The organism is Candidatus Gastranaerophilales bacterium (genome assembly GCA_028696075.1).
Lineage (GTDB): Bacteria > Cyanobacteriota > Vampirovibrionia > Gastranaerophilales > JAILCC01 > JAQVHS01.
The window spans coordinates 1-24,646 of sequence record JAQVHS010000002.1; the positions used below are offsets into that span (position 1 = coordinate 1).

Genomic DNA, 24,646 nt, shown 5'->3' on the forward strand with positions numbered 1-24,646 from the left:
TTTCATTACCGTCAGAGTAAACGTACGGATCTTCAACAGTTCCTGCGCCTGTGCGTTTGCCGAAAGTTGAATTTGAGATATTTAATAAGGCTGTTGCACCCGTATTATAAATAGCGCCGCCCTGTTGGTTTGTATCTCCCAGAGCCGTATTCTTGTAGAAGTTGGAATCCGTAATTGTAAGTTTTCCGCCGTCGTTGTAGATAGCGCCGCCGGAAACATTCGTTGCAATATTGTTGTCAAATGTTACATTATCAATAACTACGGTAGAATTTTCACCTTTGATGTTCAAGGCTCCGCCGTCTACTGCCGTCCAGTTTTTGATGGTCACGTCATTGATATTTAAGTTCCAGGTGTCGGCAGAACTTGTTGAATCAACCGCAAATAATGAATAAGCATCATTACCGTTAAGAATTCCCGTACCTGAAATATTTAATGTACCCTTGTTCATAGCCGGCAGGTTCATATATGCCAAATATTCATCTGTTTGCGCATAACTTCTGGTTCCTGCTGCCATTAGGGCTGCTTTTAACCCATCGGGAATTTCAGTGGCAAATAATATTTTACCGATATTATCACTATGTTTAATTCTATACATAGAATCAGTAGTGTTAATAATTATATCCTCAAAATCACTCAAACTTATTCCGTTATTGACTGACGAAAGGACAGTTAGTTCTACAGGTGTTAGTATTTCCAAGTCATTTAAGATATTAAAGTTTGTAGCAATACTTCCGCTTCCGGTTGTTATTGCTAAATTGTCCAGAGTGAGAGTATTTGGCGAAATATCAATCTTTAACGCAGGCGTATCCGCAGCAGTAAAGCCGATAAATTTGATGCTGTCTATTTTACTGTTTTGCAGGTCTAAAACAGAAGCTCCCGACATAGCAAAGTTTATCCCTGTTGCAGGAGCGCCGAAGAAGGTACCGGAATTAGCAAGCTTTAAAGTACCGCCAAAGAGGTTAACAGCGCCGAGATAGCCGGCCATATCAGCGTTAAGAATTATAGAGCCTGTGTTATATGTTGCGTTATTGTTGATATTGATAATGCTGGTGGCATTTTCGGAGGTTATTCTGTCGTTAAATATTACTGACTTATCAGAATCGGCGCTGATATTAACAGTACCGCCGTTAGTGTGAATGGCGTTGGAGACACTGTTGGCTTTATTGTCTGTGAATTCAATATTTCCGCTGTCGGCAATCAGGTTGAGTGTTCCTGCATTGTAGATAGCGCCGCCTTTAGTGGCTGCTGTGTTACCTGCAAATATGGAATTACCCTTGATTGTTAAAATCCCCTGATTATAGATAGCAGCACCATTAGTTGCAGTGTTCCCGTAAAATTTGCTGCCGGATATTGTGTTAGCTGTTGTGTTGGACTGAAAACAAAGAGCTCCGCCCCCGCTGCCGGCTTGATTGCCGTTGGAATAAACATAAGGGTCTTCAACTGTCCCGGAACCGCTGCGGCTGCCAAATATAGAATTAGAAATGACAGCTTCTGAAGTTGCGCCCGTGACATAAACAGCTCCGCCGTTGGCAACTGCTGATGTGGTTTTATTATTGTAAAATTTGGTATCGCTAATTGATAATATTCCCGAGCTATAAATGGCTCCGGCGCCGGCCGGCGAAGTATTATTATCAAAAACAGAATTATCCCTGATTGTTAGTATTCCCACGTTGTAAACAGCTCCGGCATTATTAGCGCTATTGCCATAGAATCGACTGTTTATGATGGTTGCTTCTGAATTGGTAGAATTGAAAATAGCCCCGCCCTGGCTTGTTGTGGCTATATTACCGTCAGAATAAACGTATGGGTCTTCGGTTGTACCTGAGCCTGTGCGTTTACCGAATATGGAATTTTCAACGGTTAATTTAGCTGTATGCCCCCAGTTGTAAATAGCCCCTCCCGCCAAGGCTTGATTGTTATAGAACTCAGCTCCCGTAATAGAAACTTCAGCTGCAGCGTTATAAAAAGCTCCTGCGGTATTGTTGGATATATTATCCCGGAATATTGCATTATCGTTTATTGTTAATGCTCCTGCCGTATAAACGGCTCCGCCCACATTTGTGGCTGTATTACCTGCGAAAACAGAGTTACCGTTTATAGTTAATGGTCCCGATGCATTGTATATTGCTCCGCCGTCGTTTGCTTTGTTACCGTAAAATTGGCTGTTTGTTATAGTGAAGCTTGCTGCATTGTTGTTATTAATCGCGCCGCCCCGTCTGGTTGTTTCGTTACCGTCAGAATAAACGTATGGGTCTTCGGTTGTACCTGAGCCTGTGCGTTTACCGAATATGGAATTTGTAATTGTCAGCCCTGATGTTTCACCCGTATTATAAATAGCACCACCGTTTTTGCTTGCAGCGGTTGCTTTGTTATTATAAAATTCAGCACCTGTTAATGATAATATACCACTATCGTTATAAATCGCTCCGCCACTGCCTGTTGCTGTGTTACTAGTAAATACGCTGCCATTAACTGTTAAGTTTGAGCGATTGTAAATCGCCCCGCCGCTATTGCTCGCTTCATTACCGGCGAATATAGAGTTGCCGTTTATAGTTAATGGTCCTAATGTATATATTGCCGCGCCGTCATTTGCCTTGTTACCGTAAAATTGGCTGTCTGTTATTGTTATAGTGGCGACTGCTGTATTGTTGTTAAAAATTGCTCCGCCGTTTCTGGTTGTTTCGTTACCGTCAGAGTAAACGTATGGGTCTTCGGTTGTACCTGAGCCTGTTCGTTTACCGAATATGGAATTTGAGATTGTCAGCCCTGATGTTGCACCCGTGTTATAAATCGCGCCGCCGTCTTTGTTTACGCCAGTTGTTTTGTTGTTGTAAAATTCCCCGTCCGTTATTGATATTGTGCCGTTGTCGTTATAAATCGCCCCGCCGCTATTGCTCGCTTCATTACCGGCGAATATAGAGTTGCCGTTTATAGTTAATGGTCCTAATGTATATATTGCCGCGCCGTCATTTGCCTTGTTACCGTAAAATTGGCTGTCTGTTATTGTTATAGTGGCGACTGCTGTATTGTTGTTAAAAATTGCTCCGCCGTTTCTGGTTGTTTCGTTACCGTCAGAGTAAACGTATGGGTCTTCGGTTGTACCTGAGCCTGTTCGTTTACCGAATATGGAATTTGAGATTGTCAGCCCTGATGTTGCACCCGTGTTATAAATCGCGCCGCCGTCTTTGTTTACGCCAGTTGTTTTGTTGTTGTAAAATTCCCCGTCCGTTATTGATATTGTGCCGTTGTCGTTATAAATCGCTCCGCCAAAATTAGATGCAATATTTCCGCCAAAAACGGAGTTGCCGTTTATGGTCAATGCCGAGGCATTATAAATCGCCCCTCCGCGACCCAAACCGCCTATTAAACTGGCGTTGGCTGCAAAGGCAGAGTCTGTGATTGTCATTGAGCCTATGTTATAAATCGCCCCGCCGGAATTGGTGGCGCTATTAGCATAGAAATTTGAACTCGCAATATTTACAGTACCATTGTCATTGTAAATGGCACCTCCGTTTGTTAATTTATTACCGTCAGAGTATACATAAGGGTCTTCAACAGTACCCGAACCTGTGCGCTTACCGAAAGTAGTATTGTTGATTGTCAGAGTTCCGGAGCTTTTGTTCTCAATAGAGCCGCTGTTTGTTAGCTTGATATTGTTAAAGTTCAAATTCCCGTAATTACTGAAAAGCCTGTAATTGGTTGTTGTACCGCTAAGAGTATACCCGTTGCCGTTTAATGTAGCATCTGTGCTTGAAGTTGTTGTTAATGTATCTGCAGCAGTGATGTCTAAGTCTAAAGACACAGTTTCATTATTTAGAATGCCGTTTTTTAAATCATTCCAATTATCCACAGCCAAAGCAGACTGCGTTGTGAAACCTAGTCCTAATGCAACCGCAGATAGTATCGCGCAATATTTTAATTTGTTATGTTTGTATTTGGACATAATTCAAGTTCATTTTGGGGGACAACAAGTAAATAACGTTAACAGCGGCTTATCAACTAATTATTAATAGCTATAGTTATACACATGTAGTATATGCCACAATATAACCTAAAAAAAACGTTTATTTGTATTAAGAAAGTTACAAAAATACTCCGTTTAGACTACCAGCCTTAAAAAATCTTAACATAAAAATTAAAAATTACAAATAAAATGATAATTATCATTCCAATATGAAAGTGCAGTAAAATATTTATTTAATGAATTAACAAAACTTTTTTTAAACGTATCCAAAAATAGTTACCCGCCTGTGCAAGTGTTTTGTTGAAAAAACATTAAAATCGGGATTTTTAAACTTATTATATTCGTGAAATTATTCACACAGTTTGACTTGAGGGGTTGTTGGTTGTAGTCTTAACTTATGGAAAATAAAACGGTTCGGGTATGTCATTTTGCCAAGTTAAAAATACGCTGCAACGGCGATATTTATCCTTGCTGTGCGGTGCCTGCCGACCAAAAATTAGGCAATATTTTTAACGAAAACATTTTTGAAAAAATAGAAAACACAGACGTAATTTGCGAATGCGAAATGTTCAAATCCGTAGCCCGCAATGCAGATGACCGCCCTAATTTGAATTATATTCATTTTGAAACGTCGAATGTTTGCCAGGCGTCTTGTGTTTGTTGTCCTCAAAAAAAGGAAAAACTTCCGAACGAAGAGGCTCATATGCAAAAAATAAAAGAATTTATTGAACACTACAAGCCGCGTAATGTTATTGCAATCGGCGGCGAGATTCTTGTCCAGAAAAATTCAATGGAAATGCTTTTTGCATTCAAATCCAAATATCCGGATATGCAATTCCATACGATTACGAATTTGTCTGTATCAGAGCTGATTGTGAAGCAGGCGGAACAGATTTTTGATAAGATGACGGTTTCTATGCTCGGGTTTCAGCCTGTGACTTATAATTTTGAAATGGGTCTGGATTTGGACATTACTATGCGGAATTTTAACTGTCTTTACGAGAATAAAAAAGTTCGTCTGTCGCCTAAATACCTTGCTATGCCGACAAATTTGCCGGAACTGCCGTTATTTTTCGATTGGGCGGTAAAACTTGATGTCGAAAAAATTTATCTGCATAATATCCACGAGTTCAAGAGAGTTGCCCAAACAGCTGATAAATACTGGGTTACAACGTTTGCAAAGCTTGAAAAAGCAATGAAAAAGGTTTTTCAAGAAAATTCAGACTTGATTAGGGGCAAAAACCGCCATTTTATTTCGATTCACCCGCTTCTTGCCGAATTCATAAAAATTGACGAACAATTTATTAAAGAAAACGGTTTTGAAAAAATTGTTTGTATAGCAAAATAGGATATTAACGATTTTGGCGCCGGTTATCAGAATAATTTCCAATCCTTTGGCGAATGTGTATCCAAAAAAAAGTTGTCAGAGAACAATTCCGCACTCATAACGAATTTTGTATTTGGGTATAATTTAAATTCATGGCTTTTTTGGGGGAAATAACAGGTAAATAACGTTAACAGCGGTCTATCTATTATTAATGGCTGTAGTTATACACATATAGTATACGCCACAATGTAATCTAATTGGCTGCATCCGTCAAACTACGCAATCAGAGATTGCTTGTTTGTCGTAGTGCTCAAACCCACTGACAAGGCAAAGCCTTGTGCGGGTTCAAACCCCTCGTACATAAAAAACAAAAAACTGTCTTATGACAGTTTTCTCTGTTTTTAGATTAGGATATTGTAGTTACGCTAGCAATAGTCTCTCTTGAAATGTTTTTACAGGTTCCTCCACTTAGTGTTTATTTGGACTAAATTCCCTGATAACTGCCATTTTACCGGGAATTTTTCAATTTTTACAGTGAATCAGGAAAATTATAGCAAATTTTACATAATCTACATAAGCATTTAATGGGAAATTCCCTAAACCAATTAACAGGGAATTAGCAGGGAAAATAATGGCTGCCATAAATATACTGTTAAACTACTTGTTTTAAATTCTATTATTATCATGGATTAAAGAAAAACAAGGAGAAATTATTATGGTATGTTCACTAAGAAATGCAATGCAAAGAATTATGGGTAAAGATAAATCTTACCTACATTATTACAAAAGGATTATAAAAGATTATGAAAGAGGTAATTGGAATTTTGACATAAGAATTTTAATTACAAAGTCGATGTGCCTTGCCCTATTTCTGTTGCAAGAAGGGGATACAAGAAACAATTTTGCTTAAGCATAATCGATTTTGAAAAATTTAGAGTAGAATATGAAAAATATTTAAATGAATATTTATACCCATGGCAGTATGTCAGAAAAAATAAAATTATTGCCCGCAAAACTTGGATTAAAAAACATGGTTATATCACTAAAGGTAATCAATATTGCCAAAAATCGATGTATGATTGTACAAAATGCCTTAATAGAACCGCTTGTGAAGTTGCAAAGAAACATACTAATAATGAACCGGCGATGCTTAAAATGACAAAGATGTTGGAATTATTATATGGAAATTTACAATCTGGTCATTATGCTAGTTTAATTGATTAAGTTAAACCTTTTAATAAATGAGAGTAGTCTTATACATGAATAATAACAAATACATTTAGAAAGTAAATTCATTTCTTTAAACCGTACTTGTTTAGCGGGTTATATCTCCCCCACCGGCACAATATTTATCTCTCTGTTCAAAGGCAATATTTTATCATAAAGGCAAATAACTGCGCCTTTACCGACAGGTTTTCCTAATTTTTCAAGCACTTTGAACGACGAAATATTTTTTCGCAACGGGGCAGCTGTTTTTTTAACTTCAACAGGATATAAAGTGCCATCTGTGTCAAATACAAAATCGATTTCCTGTTGGTTTGTGTCTCGATAAAAATATATATTTGGGGTTTTACCGTTGTTCCAATAGGATTTTAAAATTTCGGCAAAAACATAAGTTTCAAAAATTGCTCCGTTCATTGCCCCGTTTGCAAGAGTTTTTGGAGTATCCCAACCGGTTAAATAAGCACACAAGCCGGTGTCCAAAAAATACATTTTGGGTGTTTTGATTATTCGTTTTGTAATGTTGTTGTAATAAGGATACAAGAACTTAATTAACCCTGATGTTTCAAGAATTGATGCCCAAGCTTTTGCAGTCTTCACATCAATATCAACATCGCGTGCAATATCTGTATAATTAATCAACTGCCCTGTGCGTGCTGCAATTGCTTTTAAGAAATTTAAAAACTGAATTTCATCGCCTATTTTGGTAATGTCTTTAACATCGCGTGTGATATAAGTTTGCACGTATGAACTGTAAAATATATCTCGGGGCATATCTTTGTCTGAAAGCAGTTTTGGGAAAGAGCCTCTAAAAATAATTTCATAAACCTCATTAATATCAAGCGGCTTTGTTTTTAATTTAATTCTATTTTCAATCCATTCGTCAGTCGGCAAAAAGGCGCTGGAATGTTCAATATTATTTGTCAATTCAGGATATGAAATTCCAAGCATATCAATAATCGCAACCCTGCCTGCCAGTGTTTCTGTGACATTTTTCATTAAATGGAATTTTTGCGAACCCGTGAGCCAAAATGCTCCCGGCTGCTGATTTTTATCAACATGCATTTTAATATATGAAAATAATTCAGGTGCATATTGAACCTCGTCAATAATTAGCGGAGGCTTATGAATTTGTAAAAACAACCCCGGATCTTCTTTTGCAAGGCGTCTTTGCTCTAAGTCATCAAGTGTGACATACTCGCGCTCAGGCGCTAGAGTTTCCAGTAAAGTAGTTTTTCCAACCTGTCTTGGACCTGTGATAAGAATTACGGAAAAATGTTTTGATATTTCAAGTATAGTTTTAGAGAGTTGACGTGGTAACATTTGTGCCTCCTGATTCTTGACACAATTTAGTTTAATATGGAGCATAATTCCATATTAAACTAAAAATACCAAAAGTCAAGTTCTAATTATTCAAAATTTTTAATTTTTACTTTGTATAAATTTGATCATGATATAATACTGGATTTGCCACACCTTTCTTTGTATATTCGGCAGGAACCCTTTTATTGAAAAAATAATTCTTTATTTTTTCAGGAGCATCTACTTCTGAAAATTCATAACGCTCGCCTCCATTTACAGGATGCCAATATTGCATTTCCATAATAATTTACTCCTTTCATTAAATTCGGAGAGGAGGCAGGCACGTTGTTTGAGTAATCGCGTTGCTCAACTCAAACTCACTGGCTGCATCCGTCAAACTACGCAATCAGAGATTGCTTGTTTGTCGTAGTGCTCAAACCCACTGACAAGGCAAAGCCTTGTGCGGGTTCAAACCCCTCGTACATAAAAAACAGAGAGAACTGTCTTATGACAGTTTTCTCTGTTTTTAAATTAGGAGAAGGTGGGATTCGAACCCACGGTGCGCTCGTCACGCACGACGGTTTTCAAGACCGCTCCTTTAAACCACTCAGGCACTTCTCCGATTGGGCTTTAAGTATATAATACAATAAGAAAATATTTTTGCAATATTAATCCCGTTGCAAAAATCAGAAAAATTTGTCTTTTGTGCTATCCTTAGTGAGGACAGATGACGAGTGGCGAAAATATGGAAATAAATGTTTGTTTTGCATCGGATGATAATTACTCGCAGCATTTGGCTGTAGCTATTGCATCTACGCTTTTAAATACGGCAAAAGATGATTTTATAAACTGTTTTATTATAGATGATGGCATAAGTAATGAAAACAAAGCTAAAATTGCAGAAATTTCAAAGTTTGCACCTTGCCGAATTACGTATGTAAAAATCAACCCCGAAGACTTCAAAGGATGTTATTTGCCTGAGGGAGTGCATTTTACCATGGCTACTTTTTATCGTTTAAAAGCGCCTTCACTTTTTCCTGATATTGATAAAATTATTTATCTTGACTCGGATATGATTATACAAGGTTCTTTGGCGACTTTGTTTGACAAAGATTTGGCTGATTATTACGTTGCAGGTGCAAGAGATATTTTTGCTTTGGATGAAAACAGTATATATATCAATGCAGGGATGTCTATGTTTAACCTTGCTAAAATGCGCCAGGACAACGTAGAGGATGCGCTTTTAGACTACGTTAGGAACAATGCTACAAGCTGCCCGGACCAGGATGCGATTAATGTCGTGTGCAAAGGTAAAATTTTGCCTGTTGAATTAAAATGGAATAATCAATGCATGAAGGTTTATCAAACTACTGACCCCTCTGTCAAAACCAAAAAGACAGAAAAAACTCAGATTTTGCACTTTATAGGCAAATGTAAGCCTTGGCAGCATAAAGGGCATTATGAGCAAAAAGTTATTTATTATCACTATTTGAATAAAACACCTTTTGCTGATTTTAAAACAAAATATTTGCAATGGATTGAAAATATTATAACAGCTGCTTTTTGTTTTTACGAAGAAGGCGACCATTATAAATACAGGATTTTTACGTTGAAAGGCAAAATAAAAAAACGTAAATAACACATATATTTATTATAAACTTTAAAAAGAGGCTACCGTTTTTGGGGCAGCCTCTTTTTAATTGAAAAAATTATTTTAAATTCTTATTTCGTTTAAAAGGTAGTTTGCTATCCATTGGAAATCATTGTTTAATATTGAAGCTTCTTCAATGAATGATACGCAAGAAACACCTATTCTGATTAAGCACATTGCGCACAAACCTCTGGTTATACCCTTAGAAGTTTGCATATGTTCTATCATTTCGGGAACGAACTTTAAACCTTTTGCTACGATTTCGTTCTCGATTTTATTTTTTAAAGTCGGTTCTGCTTCTGATGCTCTTTCCATAAGTTTTTCGAATTCTGATTTTAAAGCTTCGCTTTTGTAAAAACTTATGGGATTGTTTTCTAATAGTGCCTGCATGACTTATTCCTGTACTACTCTGATATTATTTTTGATTATACATGCAAAAATTCCCTGAATACGATTTCCTTACATAATCTTTATACGATATAAAGATGTAACAAAAAAATAATTCAGGTAGCAAATTTTTGCTGTTTTACGGTTTAATATTCCACAGGTAGCTTAATAAGGATTCCATGCCGTTTATGATTAATGAGTATGGTCAATTCAATTACGAACAAGATTCTAATGGCGCTTACAGTTATTTTTTGGAAAAGTTTATTGACAAAGCAGGTAAAGACGCATCTATCGCTAAAATTAAAGATGAGATTTTAGAATCTGATTGCAGCCAAGAAGACCCCGGCATTATTGAAAAAGCCAAGGTCCATCTTAGAAATTTTATAAACGAAAAATAATTTTTAATTTCTTCTTGAAGCAAACTTTGATAAAAGCTTCAGCATTTCTATATATAGCCATACAAGTGTTACAAGCAATGCAAAACCGCCGTACCATTCCATATATTTTGGCGCATAAGATTGTACACCTCTTTCTATAATATCAAAGTCCAAAAGAAAATTAAAAGAAGCAACACCCACAACAAGCAGGCTGAAACCTATTCCTATCATGCCCGATTCATGGATATACGGTACGCTTTTGCCAAAAAAGCTCAAAATCCAGCTTGCCAAATATACTATTAAAATTGCGAAAGTTGCTATCATAACACTTGCACGGAATTTATTATCAACTTTGATAATCCTTGACATATACAAAAACAGCATCGCCATCATAGCTGCCAAAGATAAAGCTATCGCTTGCAGTACAATTCCGCTGTAACTTGCTTCAAACATTGAAGAAATCGCCCCGAGTGCAAGCCCTTCGCATGCTGCATATATAGGGGATAAAAAAGGTGCTGCTGTGGGTTTAAAGGAAATTATAATTGCAAGAATAAACCCTACAATCAAACCGCCAAACATTAACCCCTGAGCCATAAGCATTTGTCCTGTTGCATAGGCATTCCAGGAAAATGCCCCTGCAAGAATTAATATTGCCATTAAAAGAACGGTCTTTAAAATAGTACCGTCAACTGTCATCGGGATGCTGTCAGCAGTAACATACTGTGCATTTTGACTAAATGTGTTTTCATTTAAAACCGGTGTACTCATAAATTATCTCCTTTTATTTTTTGTCATTTAATAATATTTCTGCAAACAGGATATCTTCTTTGGTTGTTATTTTAATGTTTTGATAACTTCCTTCGCTTATAAAAACGTCATGTCCTGATTTTTGGAATAAATAACTGTCGTCTGTTGCGTTTTCACCTTGGAATTTTATATGTGCTTCTAAAATATCCTTATATTTAAAAATTTGCGGGGTCTGAATATTGTATAAACCTTCGCGATTTATATTATCTGTGATTCTTCCGTTTTTATCAACTCTTCTTATAGTATCTTTTGCAGGAACGGCGCAAATAGCGCTGCCCTTTTCTTTTGCAAGGTTGAGCGCTTTTATAATCATTTCTTTTGTGGTTAACGGTCTTGCCGCATCTGCAATCGCCACAAAATCAGGGCTTGAACATTCCTTCAGCCCGTTCAAAACGGATTGTTGTCTGGTTTCTCCGCCTAAAATTACTTTTGAATGAGAAATATGAGAGGTTAAACTCTTTATTTCTTCCAAAAAATTTGACGAGGTGCAAATAATTATCTCATCAAACAAAGCCGTTTCTGTATATACGTTCAAAGCGCGTTCTATAACGCTTATACCGGATATTTTTTCAAGCAGTTTATTAAGGTTTCTATCATATCTTGAGCCGCTGCCTGCTGCTGTTATTATCAAGCTTGCTTTCATACTTTTGCCTGTCAGGTTATATTACTTCGTTTGTGGCAACTTCGACGGCAGCTTCGACCTGTTTTACAGGTTTAATACTTTCATTTTCCAGCCCGTGAGAAGTTTTACCCCAGTTCATATCGCGTTTAAAGATAAGTATTTTGAACACAATCCAGGTTACAAGCGGTATCCATAAAACCACCATGTATATACCGGTAATTATTGCTTGTCCTATTGCTTTAAAAACCGGTTGTTTGTCATATTTTCTTAAGGAATAAACAATTCCGAGGAAGAAGAACAAGCAAATACCGACCCCTACAGCAGCTGTTGAAAGTAAGTGATTTTCATAACCTTTCATATATTTAAGACTTTGTACAATTATACTGCCGACTAAAAGAACAGGAATTACAAACTCTAACATATAAGCAAGCATATCAAAACTCGCGCGGAGTGAAATTACTTCTGATGTTGCAACGTCTACACAGTAATCAAGGTATCTTCTTATGGAACCTTCTACCCATCTGCGGCGCTGTTTTAACAGCGGAATCGGTTTTAAAATCGCTTCTTCGTAGACTTCGCCTATAGGACAGTATCTTATTCCCCAGCCGTTCAAATGAAGCTTTGTAGACAAATCCAAATCGTCCGTAATTGTATTATTGTTCCAGCCGTCTACTTCTAAAAGCGCAGCCCTTTTTATCAGCTGCCCGTTGCCTCTCAATTCTACGGCTCCGTTAATGCTGTCACGGCTCAGCTGCAAGTGATTGTCAAGAGTGTATTCGTTGTTTTGGCAGGCGGTAAGAATATTTAATTCTTTATTGATTATAATTTTTCTTGCCTGTACCGCACCTACTTCTTCCGGGGCAAGGTAAGGCAAAAGAACCTTTAAAAAATCCTTTTTCACTCTTGCATCAGCGTCAAAAACACATATAACATCAGCATTTGTCAAAGCTAAAGCATCGTTTAATACTGCGGATTTTCCGGGGAAAGCGTCTTTATCTCTTATAATCGCTTTTACTTTTCCGCCGTAATTTTTTTCAACTTCTTTTATTACTTTTGCTGTATCATCATCACTTCTATCGTCAATTACAAAGATTTCAAACTTTTCATAATCAATGGCTGCAATGTTTTCAATGGTTTTTTCAATAACGGTTTCTTCGTTATGAGCAGGAATCATTATACATACTGTAGGCTCATAATCTAAATTAAGCCGTTGAGGTTTTTTTCTTAGTCTTCGGTCCTGATGACTAAATGCCGCCGTTGTGAAAATTGTATAAAGTACAAGCAGGAAAGTTACTATAAACAGGGATTGTACAGGGATTACAAACCTTACTAATTCTATCATTGACCATATTACTGTTATTATTGCTAATAAAACTAATCTATCTCTCATTTTTACCTCAAAGTATTCATAAAATATTTTACTAAATTACTATAGTACATAATACCTCAAGCACAAAATAAAAGCGAAAATGTAATTTTTCTTAAATCCAAAGTAACTCAAAAAATGTTTGTGCTAATATTTTACATGTATAATAAATTAAATCTATCTGGAGGATAAAGTGTCAAACGAAACTGTAAACAAAACAGATTCAGTCAGAGAGTCAAGAATACAAAAATTAACGGAATTAGTGGAGAATGGAATTAACCCTTATCCTTATACGTATGACAGGAATGCATGCGCGCAAGAGCTTCAGGCAAAATATCAAGACCTTGAAGCAGGAACAGAAACAGAGGATACATACCACGTAGCGGGCAGAATTATGGCAAATCGCAATAACGGTATGTTTATGGACTTGATGGACAGTTCGGGGAAAATTCAAATTTTTTGCCATAAAGACAATTTAAACGAAGATAAATTAAAACTTTTAAAACTGCTTGATATCGGTGATATTTTAGGTGTAATGGGAACGGTTCGCCGCACACCCAGAGGTGAATTGAGTATTAAGGCAAAGGATATTAAAATCCTTGCCAAATCTTTGCAGCAGCTGCCTGAAAAATTCCATGGTCTGACCGATAAAGAAACGCGCTACCGCCAGAGATACCTTGATATGATTGTTAATAAAGAAGTCAGAGATACCTTTAAAAAACGCTCTAAAATTGTTCAAAAGATAAGAGAATATTTAACGAATGAAGGTTTTCTGGAAGTTGAAACCCCTATGCTCCAAACTATAGCAGGCGGTGCAACTGCAAGACCTTTTACAACACACCACAATGCGCTTGATATGCAAATGTTTTTAAGAATTGCTCCGGAACTCTATTTAAAGCGTTTATTGGTTGGCGGATTAAGTGAAAAAATCTTTGAAATAAACAGAAGTTACAGAAACGAAGGACTTTCGCCGAAACATAACCCTGAATTTACTATGTTAGAGCTTTATCAGGCTTATGTTGATTATAATGAAATGATGGCTCTTGCCGAAAATATGATAAGTTCTATCGCTCAGGATGTTTTAGGTACAATGAAAATAACTTTTCAGGGCAGAGAAATCGACCTTACCCCGCCTTGGGACAGAATGACTATGCTTGGCGCTATTAAGCAATATACAGGGGTTGATTTTACCGATAAAATTACGCTTGAAGAAGTGCAGGCGGAAGCCAAAAAAATGGGAGTTGATGCCGATGACTGCGAAAATTGGGGAAAGACATTAGACAGAATTTTTGAAGAAAAAGTTGAACCAAAGCTGATTAACCCTATCCATATTATTGATTATCCCCGTGATATATCGCCTTTGGCAAAACCTCACAGAGATAACCCCCGTTTAACCGAAAGATTTGAAACCAGAATTAACGGTTGGGAAGTTGCGAACGCTTTTTCCGAACTTTCAGACCCGATAGACCAGAGAAGAAGGTTTGAGTTTCAAGCGGAGGCAAAAGCTAAAGGTGATGACGAAGCTTGTGAGATTGATGAAGATTATATCAATGCGCTTGAGTACGGAATGCCTCCGGCGGGCGGATTAGGTATAGGTATTGACAGACTTATAATGCTGCTTACCGATTCACCATCCATACGTGATGTTATAGCATTCCCTACCATGCGTAAAAATTTGGATAAAGTTGACTAGAGAACTGTTAAGGAGAGAACTGATATGCCGATGAATATTACGGAGAAAATTTTTGCAGCTCATGCCGGACTGGATGAAGTTAAAGCAGGTGATTTAATTACAGCTAAAGTTGATATTACACTTGCAAACGATATTACAGGACCTGTTGCTATAAAAGAATTTAAAAAAATCGGAGTAGATAAAGTATTTGATAATACAAGAGTTGTTTTTGTTCCCGACCATTTTGTACCCAATAAAGATATTAAATCGGCGCAGCAGGCAAAAATGATTAGAGAATTTGCACGTGAACAAAAACTCGTACACTACTTTGACGTCGGTAGAATGGGTATTGAACATACGCTTTTGCCTGACAAAGGTATCGTAGGCGCAGGCGATTTGATTATAGGCGCTGACAGCCATACCTGTACTTACGGCGCTTTAGGTGCTTTTTCTACAGGTGTAGGCTCTACCGACCTTGCTTGTGCTATGGCATCGGGCGAAACATGGTTTAAAGTTCCCGAAGCTATTAAAGTTGAATTTAACGGCAAATTAAACAAATGGGTTTCCGGCAAAGACTTAATCCTTCACCTGATAGGCGATATCGGAGTTGACGGAGCTTTGTATCAAACTCTTGAAATCGGCGGCAGCGTCATTGAAGCAATGGGTATGGACGGCAGATTTACCATTTGTAATATGGCTATTGAAGCAGGTGCAAAAAACGGTATTATCGTTCCTGATGCAATAACCGAAGAATATTTAAAAGGCAGAACATTAAGACCTTACAAATTCTACACGAGCGACCCTGATGCTTCTTATGCAAGAGTGATTAAATACGATGTAGCGGATATTGAGCCAACGGTTGCATTCCCTCATTTGCCCGAAAACACTAAACCTATTTCACAAGTCGGCAATGTAAAAATAGACCAAGCCGTTATAGGAAGCTGTACAAACGGCAGACTTTCCGACCTTGAAGTTGCCGCAAGCATACTCAAAGGCAGAAAAATTCACGATGACGTTCGTTTGATAGTATTCCCCGGTACTCAGGACATCTATCTCAAGGCTATTGATGCGGGTTATGTCCATACAATAGTTAATGCAGGCGGAGCGGTTTCCACTCCTACGTGCGGACCTTGTTTGGGCGGACATGCCGGTATCCTTGCCGAAGGCGAAAGAGCTATTTCCACTACAAACAGAAATTTTGTAGGCAGAATGGGACATGTGGACAGTGAGGTTTACCTTTCTAACCCTGCTATTGCCGCAGCAAGCGCAATTCTTGGCAGAATTGGTTCTCCCGACGAACTATAAATCTTTTTGTCGTAAATACCTGTTTATAACCTCTTGCTTTTGTATTTCGGGTAATGAGGTTAAGTTCGCGTTACCCGCGATATTAGGATTGAACAGTTCGCTTTCCGCAACAGCCTGAGAGCCTGACGGGGGTTGAGCTTTTGTTCCTATAGGCGTTACTTTGTACATTGTACTTTGTCTTGCTATTTCAGCGGCTTGTCCTAAATCTGCGGCGGGTCTTATAGTATCATTTGTTGCATTTAACAATTCTTCCGCTGCCAACCCTGTGCGCGGTATTTTGCTTTCTGCTGCCAATCTTGCATTGTTTGCTATTATTTCATCATTCAAAATGGCTGTTCTTGGGGCCTTTGCTTCTGCCGCGAGTTTGGCATTTGCAGCTATAGCTTCCTCGGCAGTTGCATTGCGTGCAGAACGTCCTATCATAGGTATAGCATCCTTCAGCCCTTTTGCTCCGCTTACAACATCGTGAGAAGGATGAATAAGGGCTTTTATTTTTTTCAGCATTAACGCAATATTTATCTTTGAATTGTTGTAGCTTACTTTTAATGCTTTAGGGATAAACTTTAGACAGTTATAAGTCGCTGTTAAATTTCCGCCTTCTTTTGCCGTTTCAGCTATATTCATGCCACCTGCTTTGGCAGCATGCAGCGCTGATTTTGCGGTGAAAAATGAAAGAAGGAACGAAAAAGTTCCATATCCCATAGTGTCCCAGGCTTTTTGAGCTTGTGCATCGGTTTTGGCTTTTGCTGCTTTATATGTGCCAATTGCAATTTCCGAAGCGCCTACTATTGCTCCGAATGCCACCAGTACCGGCAAAACAGTTCCGCCTGATAACAAAGTCAGCCCTATACCTGTTGCTATTGCAGTTGTTGTAGCTATAGGATGATTAATTATGGTTCTTACGATTCCGCAAAGTCCTTTTCCAAAGTGTTTAAACTTTTCACCAAAAGATATTTTGCCGTCATCTTTGCCGTCTGTGCAGTACTTGTCCTCACCTTTTACCCAGCGTTTAAAGGCGCTGTTGTTTTTTGTAGTATATATTTGTTTTGTACTTTGTTCAAAGTTTGCTGAGCTTAAACTGTTTACCATTACTTACCTTTATATTTTAAGGCATAATAAGCCCTCGTATTTATAAATAAAAACAAAAAAAATGCATTTATTGCCGATTTTAGCAGATTTAATTTTTATAAATTACATGTTTGAGATAAAATCAACTTGGTTCAAATATGAGGAAGTGGCTATGAGTAATCCGTATGTAAAACATCAAAATTACAATCTGCCTGACAAAAACGGCTTTTTTGGCGAGTTTGGCGGATGTTTTGTACCTGAAAACTTTAAATTGGTTTTAAATAAATTGGCAGATGATTTTAATCAGGCATGGAATGATGAAAGTTTTTTGGATGAAGTTTACGAACTTTTAAAGGATTATTCGGGGCGACCGACACCGTTATATTTTGCTAAAAGATTAACAGAACATTACGGCAAAGGAAAAATATATTTAAAGCGCGAAGACCTTAACCATACAGGCGCGCATAAAATTAATAACGTGTTGGGACAAGCGCTTTTGGCTAAAAGGCTTGGCAAGAAAAAAGTTATTGCAGAAACCGGAGCAGGTCAGCATGGTGTTGCAACTGCCACAGCTGCAGCGCTTTTGGGTATGGAATGCCAGATTTTTATGGGCGAAAATGACATTATAAGACAACATCTTAACGTTGAGAGGATGAAGCTTTTAGGAGCAAAAGTTCATAGTGTAGACTCAGGTACAAAAACACTAAAAGACGCCTGTGATGCCTCTATTGACTATTGGTTAAGACATGCGGATGATGTGTTTTATGTTTTAGGCTCTACCGTAGGACCTCACCCTTATCCTATGATTGTGAGAAATTTCCAATCCGTTGTAGGTGCGGAAATTAAACAGCAAATCCTTGAGAAAGAAAACAAGCTTCCTGATTATATTTTAGCCTGCGTAGGCGGCGGCAGTAACGCTTTGGCTGCTTTTTATGCTTTTCTCGAGGATAAAAACGTTAAGCTTATAGGGCTTGAAGCGGCAGGCGAAGGTTTGGATACAAACAGGCATGCGGCGAGTTTAACCCTTGGTAAAAAAATGGTTTTACATGGAATGTATCAGTACGTTATACAGGATGAAAACGGAGAAGTGGCAAAGTCTTACAGTATTTCAGCAGGTATTGATTACCCCGGAGTAGGACCTGAACACTGCTATTTGAAAGATACCGGACGTGCGCAGTATTATGCGATTACGGATGATGAAGCAGTAGATGCTTTTGCAAAATTGTCCAGGCTTGAAGGTATTATACCTGCGATTGAAAGCTCACATGCCCTTGCATATCTGGAAACCCTTATGCCTCAAACCTCTAAAGATGACATTATTGTCGTAAATGTTTCGGGCAGAGGCGATAAAGATACAGAAAGATTACTGCAGTTATTGACGTAAGCATTAGATATAAGATTAGGAAATCAGATGGAAAAAACAGAGATAAAACAAGAATTCATAGAACAGGCACAAAGTTTATCCCGTGGAACCGAAATTTTACCTGACGGCATTATGGGGCTTGCGCTCAAACTTCAAAAAGCAAAAGAAAACAACAAGCCTTTGCGTGTAAAATTGGGGTTAGACCCGACAAGACCGGATTTGCATTTGGGGCATAGCGTCGTTATGCGTAAATTAAGACAGTTTCAGGAATTAGGACATCAGGTTGTTTTAATCGTAGGCGGAGCTACTGCTATGATAGGCGACCCTTCGGGCAAGTCTGAAACAAGACCCAGCCTTACAAAAGAGCAGGTTGAAGAGAATGCGCAAAGCTACTTTGAACAAATGGGCAGAATCGTTGATGTTTCAAAAGCAGAAGTGTTGAACAACGCAGACTGGCTGCATAAAATGGGGTTAACCGAACTTTTGGGGCTGTCCTCTAAAATGACTGTTGCACAAATGCTTGTCAGGGATGATTTCCAAAAACGCTATCAGGAGAACAAGCCCATAAGTATCCATGAATTCTTTTATCCTTTGATGCAGGCTTATGACTCTGTTGCAATTGATTCTGATATTGAGCTTGGCGGTACTGACCAAAGGTTTAACGTGCTTTTGGGCAGGGATATCCAAGCAGCTTACGGTAAAAAAGACCCTCAAATGGTTATGCTTTTGCCTCTTCTTGAAGGTACGGACGGTATGCTTAAAATGTCTAAAACTTACCCTGAGCATTGCATAAGCCTTACCGAAGAACCTAAAAATATGTACGGCAAGCTGATGTCTATTTCTGATGAATTGATTTACCGCTATTTTGAGCTTTTGACGGAAATTTCTGATACAGAACTTTTGCAGGTTAAAGCTGACCTTGCCAATCCGCAGTTTAACCCCCGTGATTTAAAAATGAAGCTTGCCAAGACAATCGTAAATTATTATTATGACGAGCAAACAGCGCAAGAAGCGCAGGATGAATTTGTCAATGTTGTTCAGAAAAAGGGTGTCCCTCAAGATATTCCGGAAGTTCAAAAGAACGACGGGGCTTTAATCATTGATATTGTGCTTGAATTAGGATTTGTACAAAGCAAAGGCGAAGCAAAAAGACTAATTCAGGGCGGAGGCATTAAAATTAACGGTGAAAAGGTTTGCGCTGTTGATGCAACCCTTGACTACAAAGGTGAAACAAGCGTTGTATTGCAGTCAGGCAAGAGAAATTTTGCCAAGCTTGTTAAAATATAGCAATATTGAAAAATAAGAACTATAATCTTAATTTTAGAGCCTGTCATGCTGAACTTGTTTCAGCATCTTCTATAGAGATTAAAAATAATTTAAACATTTTTTTAATTTGTTTTGTATTTTTCTTGCAATATAATTCAATCACGTTCGCGAAGGCGATAATTAAATTATAAGCATAAAATTACATTATGCAAGCAAAAGACAAAAAGAAAATAATACTTAATGCATTGGCTTCCGTGATGAAAGATTTGAGAGGAAAGAAAAGCCAATTTATGTTTGCGAGTGAAAATGATATTTCAATATCTATAATAAGTACTGCAGAGAGAGGGTTAAAAGACCCTCAATTAACTACTTTGTTTAAACTGGCTGAGGCATTTGACATCAGTATTGCAGATTTTATAAGTTTAATAAACAGCAAACTGCCGCAAGATTTTCATTTTATAGAAAAATAAATATATTAAATAATAATTAAGTTTTCTAGACTTAATCGAAAAATACCTTAAAATCAATTATGTAATATAAAGTATATTTTTTACGAGGTTAGTATGATTGATTTTAATAAATTTACTCACCAGTCCCAGAATTTGGTTTTGGCGGCACAGGATATAAAAAATCGTTATCAAAACAGCCAACTTACTCCTTTGCATTTGCTTCTTGCCATTTTAGAAGATAATCAGAGTGTGGGGTATGATATATTTTATGATTTGAAGCTTGATATTTCGGGATTAATAAATACTACAGAGGCTGAACTTGCCAAATTGCCTAAAATTTCCGGACAGGCAGATACTGACCAGCTCTATATTTCCATGGATTTTAAAAAACTTGTTGACGCTGCCTTTGAAATTGCAAAATCTATGAACGATTCTTTTGTAAGTGTTGAACATTTAATCCTGGCAATGCTTGATGATACCGATGATATTTGCTATTCAATTTTGACTAAATACAACTTACGTAAAGAAAATCTGTTAAAAGCGTTAAAAGACATAAGAGGTAACAAAAAAGTGGACTCACAGAATGCGGAAGATAATTACAAAGCACTGGAAAAATACAGTACGGATTTAACTAAACTTGCAAAAGAAGGCAAGTTAGACCCTGTAATAGGCAGAGATGAAGAGGTAAGGCGTGTTATTCAGGTCCTTAACAGAAGGACAAAAAACAACCCTGTTTTGATAGGTGAGCCGGGTGTGGGTAAAACCGCTATTGTTGAAGGCTTGGCGCAAAGGATAGTAAGAGGCGATGTACCTGAAAGCCTTAAAGACAGGAAGCTGATATCGCTTGATATGGGGGCTTTGATAGCAGGTGCTAAATACAAAGGCGAATTTGAGGAGCGGCTAAAGGCTGTTATGAAAGAAGTAAAAGATTCTGACGGTGAAATAATTTTGTTTATTGACGAGCTTCATACAATGGTCGGCGCAGGCGGCGGAGAGGGCGCTATGGATGCAGGCAACCTTTTAAAGCCTATGCTGGCAAGAGGTGAATTGCGCTGTATCGGGGCTACCACCGTTAATGAATACCGTAAATATATAGAAAAAGACCCTGCACTGGAAAGACGTTTTCAGCCGACGTTTGTTGATGAGCCTTCCATTGAAGATACGATAAGTATTTTGCGCGGTATAAAAGAAAAATACGAAGTTCACCATGGAGTGAATATAAAAGATGCTGCACTTGTTGCAGCGGCTAAACTTTCCGACAGGTATATAACAGACAGGTTTTTGCCTGACAAAGCCATTGACTTGATTGACGAAGCAGCTTCTTCTTTGCGTATAGAAATTGACAGCATGCCCGAAGAGCTGGATTCTTTGGTGCGTCAAAAAATTCAGCTTGAAATAGAACGCGAAGCGATTAAGAAAGAAGAGGACGAAGAATCAGCAAAAAAAGCAGAATATTTAACCAAACAAATAGACAGCTTGAGTACGAAAATAGACAAAATCAAAACTCAATGGAACAAAGAAAAACAATCTATTTCTACTTTAGCTAACTTAAAAGATGAAATGGAAAGGCTAAAAGTTCAAATTGAACAGGCAGAGCGCGAAGCGGATTTGGCAAAAGCTGCAGAGTTAAAATACGGCAAGCTCATTGAACTTGAAAAACAGCTTAAAAAGGAAGAAGAAGAAATGTCTTCGCGCAAGGAAAAAAACACCCTTCTGAAAGAAGAAATTGACGAAGATGATATCGCAGAAGTCATTTCCAAATGGACACAAATTCCTGTAAGCAAGCTGCTTGAGAGTGAAAAGCAAAAACTTTTGAGAATGGAAGATTTTCTGCATAAAAGAGTTGTCGGTCAAAACGAAGCTGTGGACGTGGTTTCCGATGCCATAAGAAGGGCAAGGGCAGGTCTGAATGACCCTAAGCGTCCGATAGGTTCGTTCATATTCTTAGGTCCGACAGGGGTGGGTAAAACAGAGCTTGCAAAGGCAATAAGCGAGTTTTTGTTTAACGACGAAGACGCGCTTGTCAGAATTGATATGTCTGAATATATGGAAAAACATACGGTTTCAAGGCTTGTCGGCGCACCTCCGGGGTATATAGGATATGAAGAGGGCGGGCAGCTTACAGAAGCCGTTCGCAGGAAACCTTACAGCGTAATTCTTTTTGACGAGATTGAAAAGGCACATCCCGATGTATTTAACATAATGCTTCAAATCCTTGATGACGGGCGTTTAACGGATTCAAAAGGTAAAACCGTGGACTTTAAAAACACTGTTATAATTATGACGAGTAATATAGGCTCAAGTATTATTCTTGAAAGCACAAACGGTGATGAAGAAGCTAAACTGCGCACTAAAGAGCAGGTGATGGACTTGATGCGGGCATCTTTTCGCCCCGAATTTTTAAACAGAATTGACGAGATAGTATTCTTTGAAGGGCTGACTTTAGAGCAGCTGGAAGAAATTGTAGATATCCAGCTTGCCGGATTGTCTGCACTTTTAGGCGAACAGAATTTGAAGTTCACTATTACGCTGCAGGCAAAAGTATTTTTGGCTAAAAAAGGCTATGACCCCGCATACGGTGCAAGACCGTTGAAGAGGGTTATAAGACAGCTTGTTGAAAATCCTTTGTCAAAATTAATTCTTCAAGGAAAGTTTTTGCCCGAAACTATTGTGAAAATTCATGAAAAAGACGACAAGATTATATTTTTGAAAGGTTAATATCAGGAATTTTGAAGTCATTGACTTTTAATATATTTTTATTGTCCGTTTTAAGCAGCTGCTCTTTGCAGATGTTACTTATATCAATAGGATTGCTTAAAAACTTTAGTAAACATTTTTCGTTTAAATTCATAGGTAACTTCAAATTTCTATCTCAATATATTTAGTTTAAAAAATTTTAATCATTTAAACATCATCCATTAGTTGAGTTTAGGTGGTTTAAACCATCCTATACAAGGTGTATTTGTTAGAGAATTTACCACTAAAAGATGTATTGACCGCAACAAATGCTAACTTTTGTAAATAATAAAAAAAGTACTTGCGCTGAAAAATTTATTATTGTATGATGTACACCTATTCTACAATTTGATAAGTGAACAGAAATGAAAACACTTGCGATAAATAATAATCTTAATATCTTAAAATCAAGCCCGAACGGCATAAACAGCTTGGAATATGAGAAGCGAAGGAATTTTGCGGGGTGTTCTCAGGCGATGTTTAAGGAGCGAGATTATAAAAATGACCTGATAACCCACAAGAGCGACTATACAAGCTTGGAGTGTGTAAAAAAATTAAATAGCAGTGCGACTAAATCCACCAACATCAGTTTCGGTGGATTTTTTAATTCCAGGTTTTTCCTTAAAGGTTTGGAATTTGCGGCGGATAACGGTGCGTTATTCGGAGCGGGAGCGGCGCTTGTTGCTACCTGTGCTTTCAGACCTGCGGCGATTATGGCTACTCCGGGTATAGAAAAAGAAAATAAACAGTACGCTTCAGCCGAATCGGTGGCTTCCGGTATCATCGGGTTTTTAATTATGGCTGTTTTATCTATTCCTTTGGCTACGGCAATTAAAAAGGTAAATAAAAATCCCGCAAAGTATTTGAAGCCTGAAACAATTAAAGCTTTGAGTGAAAAAGGCGATTTGATAAAGTCTTCGAAATATAAATTTTCGACCCAGCTGTTTAAGTTAGGTGCGGATTTTGTTTCCGCTATCCCCAAAGCAATGTTAACAATTGCGCTTCTCCCTGCTATTATGGTTTCTATTTTTGGGGAACATACGGTAAATAGAATTAAAAATAAAAAGAACAATGTGTTTAAAGACCAAAATGTTTACTTAAAGTCAGCTGTCAGTATGTCAGGCAGCCATATTTTTAAAAACTTTCAGAAGGAGGCAAAATAATGAACATATTAAAAGCTAATATGACAACAAACTGCACTCCTTTAAGACCGAACTTTCCTCGCCGGGATGTTGCGTTTAGAGGCGGTTTCTACGATTTTGCCAGAAAAACCGTAAACCATGGTTATGATAAATTTACCGATGTTGTGGCAATCGGTGTCGGCAAGGCGATTGATACAACACCAGTCCGAAAATTTGCCGAAAAATTCCATACAACCAATCTGGCTGCATATATGTTTGCTTTAACCGGTGTAATGTTATCCACATTCCAAATAATCAGTATTGCTAAATCACCTAAAATTAAGGAAGAGCGTAAAAAACCACTTATGCTGAAAGGGCTGATTTCTTGTGTTGCTGCTACCGTCGGCGGATTTACCATTGATAAATTGTTGGATAAGCCGCTTGATAAGTATGCAAAGAAATTTGCCGAAATGCATGCTAAAAATCCTAATTTGCACAAGTACATGGAAGGCATTAAGATTGCCAAATCAGCGTTGGTTTTTGGCATGTTATACAGGTTCATAGTGCCTGTGATTTCTACATTCTGCGCCCAAAAAATTGTTGATAAGCAAAAAGCGTAATAAAGAAGCTAAGAGGCTGAGA

Annotated in this window: 20 protein-coding genes and 1 tRNA gene; 12 read left to right on the forward strand and 9 right to left on the reverse strand. The window is 37.8% G+C overall.

Annotated elements, in window-relative coordinates; translation table 11 throughout:
* Positions 1-3,943 (reverse strand): hypothetical protein (locus tag PHX18_01400; GenBank protein ID MDD3593264.1); only part of this gene is annotated, 3,943 nt, incomplete at its 3' end.
* A 418-nt stretch (positions 3,944-4,361) separates the two neighbouring features.
* On the opposite strand from PHX18_01400, the gene PHX18_01405 reads away from it, so the two are divergent.
* The gene (locus PHX18_01405) at positions 4,362-5,312 is read left to right on the forward strand and encodes a hypothetical protein (GenBank protein MDD3593265.1); all 951 of its coding nucleotides are present in this window, start codon (positions 4,362-4,364) and stop codon (positions 5,310-5,312) included.
* Positions 5,313-6,146: 834 nt separating this feature from the next.
* Entirely contained in the window at positions 6,147-6,515 is a 369-nt protein-coding gene (locus PHX18_01410; protein ID MDD3593266.1) for a hypothetical protein, read from the forward strand.
* Positions 6,516-6,614: 99 nt separating this feature from the next.
* Here PHX18_01410 and PHX18_01415 read toward each other — a convergent pair whose 3' ends face one another.
* The 3 genes from PHX18_01415 to PHX18_01425 all read right to left on the reverse strand — a co-directional run bounded on the left by PHX18_01415 (position 6,615) and on the right by PHX18_01425 (position 8,435).
* Positions 6,615-7,835, reverse strand: coding sequence for an ATP-binding protein (locus tag PHX18_01415; protein ID MDD3593267.1), 1,221 nt, complete (start codon positions 7,833-7,835; stop codon positions 6,615-6,617).
* A gap of 106 nt (positions 7,836-7,941) precedes the next feature.
* The gene (locus tag PHX18_01420; protein ID MDD3593268.1) at positions 7,942-8,115 is read right to left on the reverse strand and encodes a hypothetical protein; all 174 of its coding nucleotides are present in this window, start codon (positions 8,113-8,115) and stop codon (positions 7,942-7,944) included.
* A 232-nt stretch (positions 8,116-8,347) separates the two neighbouring features.
* Positions 8,348-8,435 (reverse strand) — tRNA-Ser (locus tag PHX18_01425).
* 124 nt (positions 8,436-8,559) lie between these two features.
* Here PHX18_01425 and PHX18_01430 point away from each other — a divergent pair.
* Positions 8,560-9,453, forward strand: a complete 894-nt coding sequence (locus PHX18_01430) for a glycosyltransferase family 8 protein (GenBank protein ID MDD3593269.1) — start codon at positions 8,560-8,562, stop codon at positions 9,451-9,453.
* 75 nt (positions 9,454-9,528) lie between these two features.
* Here the strand turns inward: PHX18_01430 and PHX18_01435 are convergent, their stop codons facing one another.
* Positions 9,529-9,855: a hypothetical protein gene (locus PHX18_01435; protein MDD3593270.1), complete on the reverse strand. Its 327-nt coding sequence runs from the start codon at positions 9,853-9,855 to the stop codon at positions 9,529-9,531.
* A 185-nt stretch (positions 9,856-10,040) separates the two neighbouring features.
* Here PHX18_01435 and PHX18_01440 point away from each other — a divergent pair, with 185 nt between their 5' ends.
* Positions 10,041-10,250 carry a hypothetical protein gene (locus PHX18_01440; GenBank protein ID MDD3593271.1) on the forward strand — a complete coding sequence of 70 codons (210 nt, stop codon included), beginning with the start codon at positions 10,041-10,043 and terminating at the stop codon, positions 10,248-10,250.
* Positions 10,251-10,253: 3 nt separating this feature from the next.
* Here the strand turns inward: PHX18_01440 and PHX18_01445 are convergent, their stop codons facing one another.
* The 3 genes from PHX18_01445 to PHX18_01455 are packed head-to-tail and all read right to left on the reverse strand — an operon-like array spanning position 10,254 to position 13,048.
* The gene (locus PHX18_01445) at positions 10,254-10,997 is read right to left on the reverse strand and encodes a Bax inhibitor-1/YccA family protein (GenBank protein MDD3593272.1); all 744 of its coding nucleotides are present in this window, start codon (positions 10,995-10,997) and stop codon (positions 10,254-10,256) included.
* A 13-nt stretch (positions 10,998-11,010) separates the two neighbouring features.
* Complete coding sequence (gene ispD, locus PHX18_01450; protein ID MDD3593273.1) at positions 11,011-11,679, reverse strand: 2-C-methyl-D-erythritol 4-phosphate cytidylyltransferase; 669 nt, start codon at positions 11,677-11,679, stop codon at positions 11,011-11,013.
* Positions 11,680-11,695: 16 nt separating this feature from the next.
* Positions 11,696-13,048 carry a glycosyltransferase family 2 protein gene (locus PHX18_01455; protein ID MDD3593274.1) on the reverse strand — a complete coding sequence of 451 codons (1,353 nt, stop codon included), beginning with the start codon at positions 13,046-13,048 and terminating at the stop codon, positions 11,696-11,698.
* 169 nt (positions 13,049-13,217) lie between these two features.
* On the opposite strand from PHX18_01455, the gene lysS reads away from it, so the two are divergent.
* Entirely contained in the window at positions 13,218-14,717 is a 1,500-nt protein-coding gene (gene lysS / locus PHX18_01460) for a lysine--tRNA ligase (protein ID MDD3593275.1), read from the forward strand.
* A 24-nt stretch (positions 14,718-14,741) separates the two neighbouring features.
* Positions 14,742-16,001, forward strand: coding sequence for a 3-isopropylmalate dehydratase large subunit (leuC, locus tag PHX18_01465; protein MDD3593276.1), 1,260 nt, complete (start codon positions 14,742-14,744; stop codon positions 15,999-16,001).
* Here leuC and PHX18_01470 read toward each other — a convergent pair.
* The gene (locus tag PHX18_01470; protein MDD3593277.1) at positions 15,996-17,090 is read right to left on the reverse strand and encodes a hypothetical protein; all 1,095 of its coding nucleotides are present in this window, start codon (positions 17,088-17,090) and stop codon (positions 15,996-15,998) included. The genes leuC and PHX18_01470 overlap by 6 nt on opposite strands.
* Before the next feature lie 151 nt (positions 17,091-17,241).
* On the opposite strand from PHX18_01470, the gene trpB reads away from it, so the two are divergent.
* The 6 genes from trpB to PHX18_01500 all read left to right on the forward strand — a co-directional run bounded on the left by trpB (position 17,242) and on the right by PHX18_01500 (position 24,624).
* On the forward strand, positions 17,242-18,453 hold the full coding sequence (trpB, locus tag PHX18_01475; protein ID MDD3593278.1) for a tryptophan synthase subunit beta: 1,212 nt from the start codon (positions 17,242-17,244) through the stop codon (positions 18,451-18,453).
* Positions 18,454-18,480: 27 nt separating this feature from the next.
* A complete protein-coding gene (tyrS, locus tag PHX18_01480) occupies positions 18,481-19,719 on the forward strand; it encodes a tyrosine--tRNA ligase (GenBank protein ID MDD3593279.1) in 1,239 nt (412 codons plus the stop codon).
* Positions 19,720-19,904: 185 nt separating this feature from the next.
* On the forward strand, positions 19,905-20,168 hold the full coding sequence (locus PHX18_01485; GenBank protein MDD3593280.1) for a helix-turn-helix transcriptional regulator: 264 nt from the start codon (positions 19,905-19,907) through the stop codon (positions 20,166-20,168).
* 93 nt (positions 20,169-20,261) lie between these two features.
* Positions 20,262-22,865, forward strand: a complete 2,604-nt coding sequence (clpB, locus tag PHX18_01490) for an ATP-dependent chaperone ClpB (protein MDD3593281.1) — start codon at positions 20,262-20,264, stop codon at positions 22,863-22,865.
* A 383-nt stretch (positions 22,866-23,248) separates the two neighbouring features.
* Entirely contained in the window at positions 23,249-24,046 is a 798-nt protein-coding gene (locus PHX18_01495; GenBank protein ID MDD3593282.1) for a hypothetical protein, read from the forward strand.
* Positions 24,046-24,624, forward strand: a complete 579-nt coding sequence (locus PHX18_01500) for a hypothetical protein (GenBank protein MDD3593283.1) — start codon at positions 24,046-24,048, stop codon at positions 24,622-24,624. Before PHX18_01495 ends, PHX18_01500 begins: the two co-directional genes overlap by 1 nt.
* The last annotated feature ends 22 nt before the right edge of the window (positions 24,625-24,646 follow it).

Excerpts from the sequence above, each read along its gene's own strand:
- PHX18_01405 (MDD3593265.1), top strand. The coding sequence starts at position 4,362 with ATGGAAAATAAAACGGTTCGGGTATGTCATTTTGCCAAGTTAAAAATA.
- PHX18_01415 (MDD3593267.1), bottom strand. The coding sequence starts at position 7,835 with ATGTTACCACGTCAACTCTCTAAAACTATACTTGAAATATCAAAACAT.
- PHX18_01420 (MDD3593268.1), bottom strand. The coding sequence starts at position 8,115 with ATGGAAATGCAATATTGGCATCCTGTAAATGGAGGCGAGCGTTATGAA.
- PHX18_01430 (MDD3593269.1), top strand. The coding sequence starts at position 8,560 with ATGGAAATAAATGTTTGTTTTGCATCGGATGATAATTACTCGCAGCAT.
- PHX18_01435 (MDD3593270.1), bottom strand. The coding sequence starts at position 9,855 with ATGCAGGCACTATTAGAAAACAATCCCATAAGTTTTTACAAAAGCGAA.
- PHX18_01440 (MDD3593271.1), top strand. The coding sequence starts at position 10,041 with ATGATTAATGAGTATGGTCAATTCAATTACGAACAAGATTCTAATGGC.
- PHX18_01445 (MDD3593272.1), bottom strand. The coding sequence starts at position 10,997 with ATGAGTACACCGGTTTTAAATGAAAACACATTTAGTCAAAATGCACAG.
- ispD (MDD3593273.1), bottom strand. The coding sequence starts at position 11,679 with ATGAAAGCAAGCTTGATAATAACAGCAGCAGGCAGCGGCTCAAGATAT.
- PHX18_01455 (MDD3593274.1), bottom strand. The coding sequence starts at position 13,048 with ATGAGAGATAGATTAGTTTTATTAGCAATAATAACAGTAATATGGTCA.
- leuC (MDD3593276.1), top strand. The coding sequence starts at position 14,742 with ATGCCGATGAATATTACGGAGAAAATTTTTGCAGCTCATGCCGGACTG.
- PHX18_01470 (MDD3593277.1), bottom strand. The coding sequence starts at position 17,090 with ATGGTAAACAGTTTAAGCTCAGCAAACTTTGAACAAAGTACAAAACAA.
- trpB (MDD3593278.1), top strand. The coding sequence starts at position 17,242 with ATGAGTAATCCGTATGTAAAACATCAAAATTACAATCTGCCTGACAAA.
- tyrS (MDD3593279.1), top strand. The coding sequence starts at position 18,481 with ATGGAAAAAACAGAGATAAAACAAGAATTCATAGAACAGGCACAAAGT.
- PHX18_01485 (MDD3593280.1), top strand. The coding sequence starts at position 19,905 with ATGCAAGCAAAAGACAAAAAGAAAATAATACTTAATGCATTGGCTTCC.
- clpB (MDD3593281.1), top strand. The coding sequence starts at position 20,262 with ATGATTGATTTTAATAAATTTACTCACCAGTCCCAGAATTTGGTTTTG.
- PHX18_01495 (MDD3593282.1), top strand. The coding sequence starts at position 23,249 with ATGAAAACACTTGCGATAAATAATAATCTTAATATCTTAAAATCAAGC.
- PHX18_01500 (MDD3593283.1), top strand. The coding sequence starts at position 24,046 with ATGAACATATTAAAAGCTAATATGACAACAAACTGCACTCCTTTAAGA.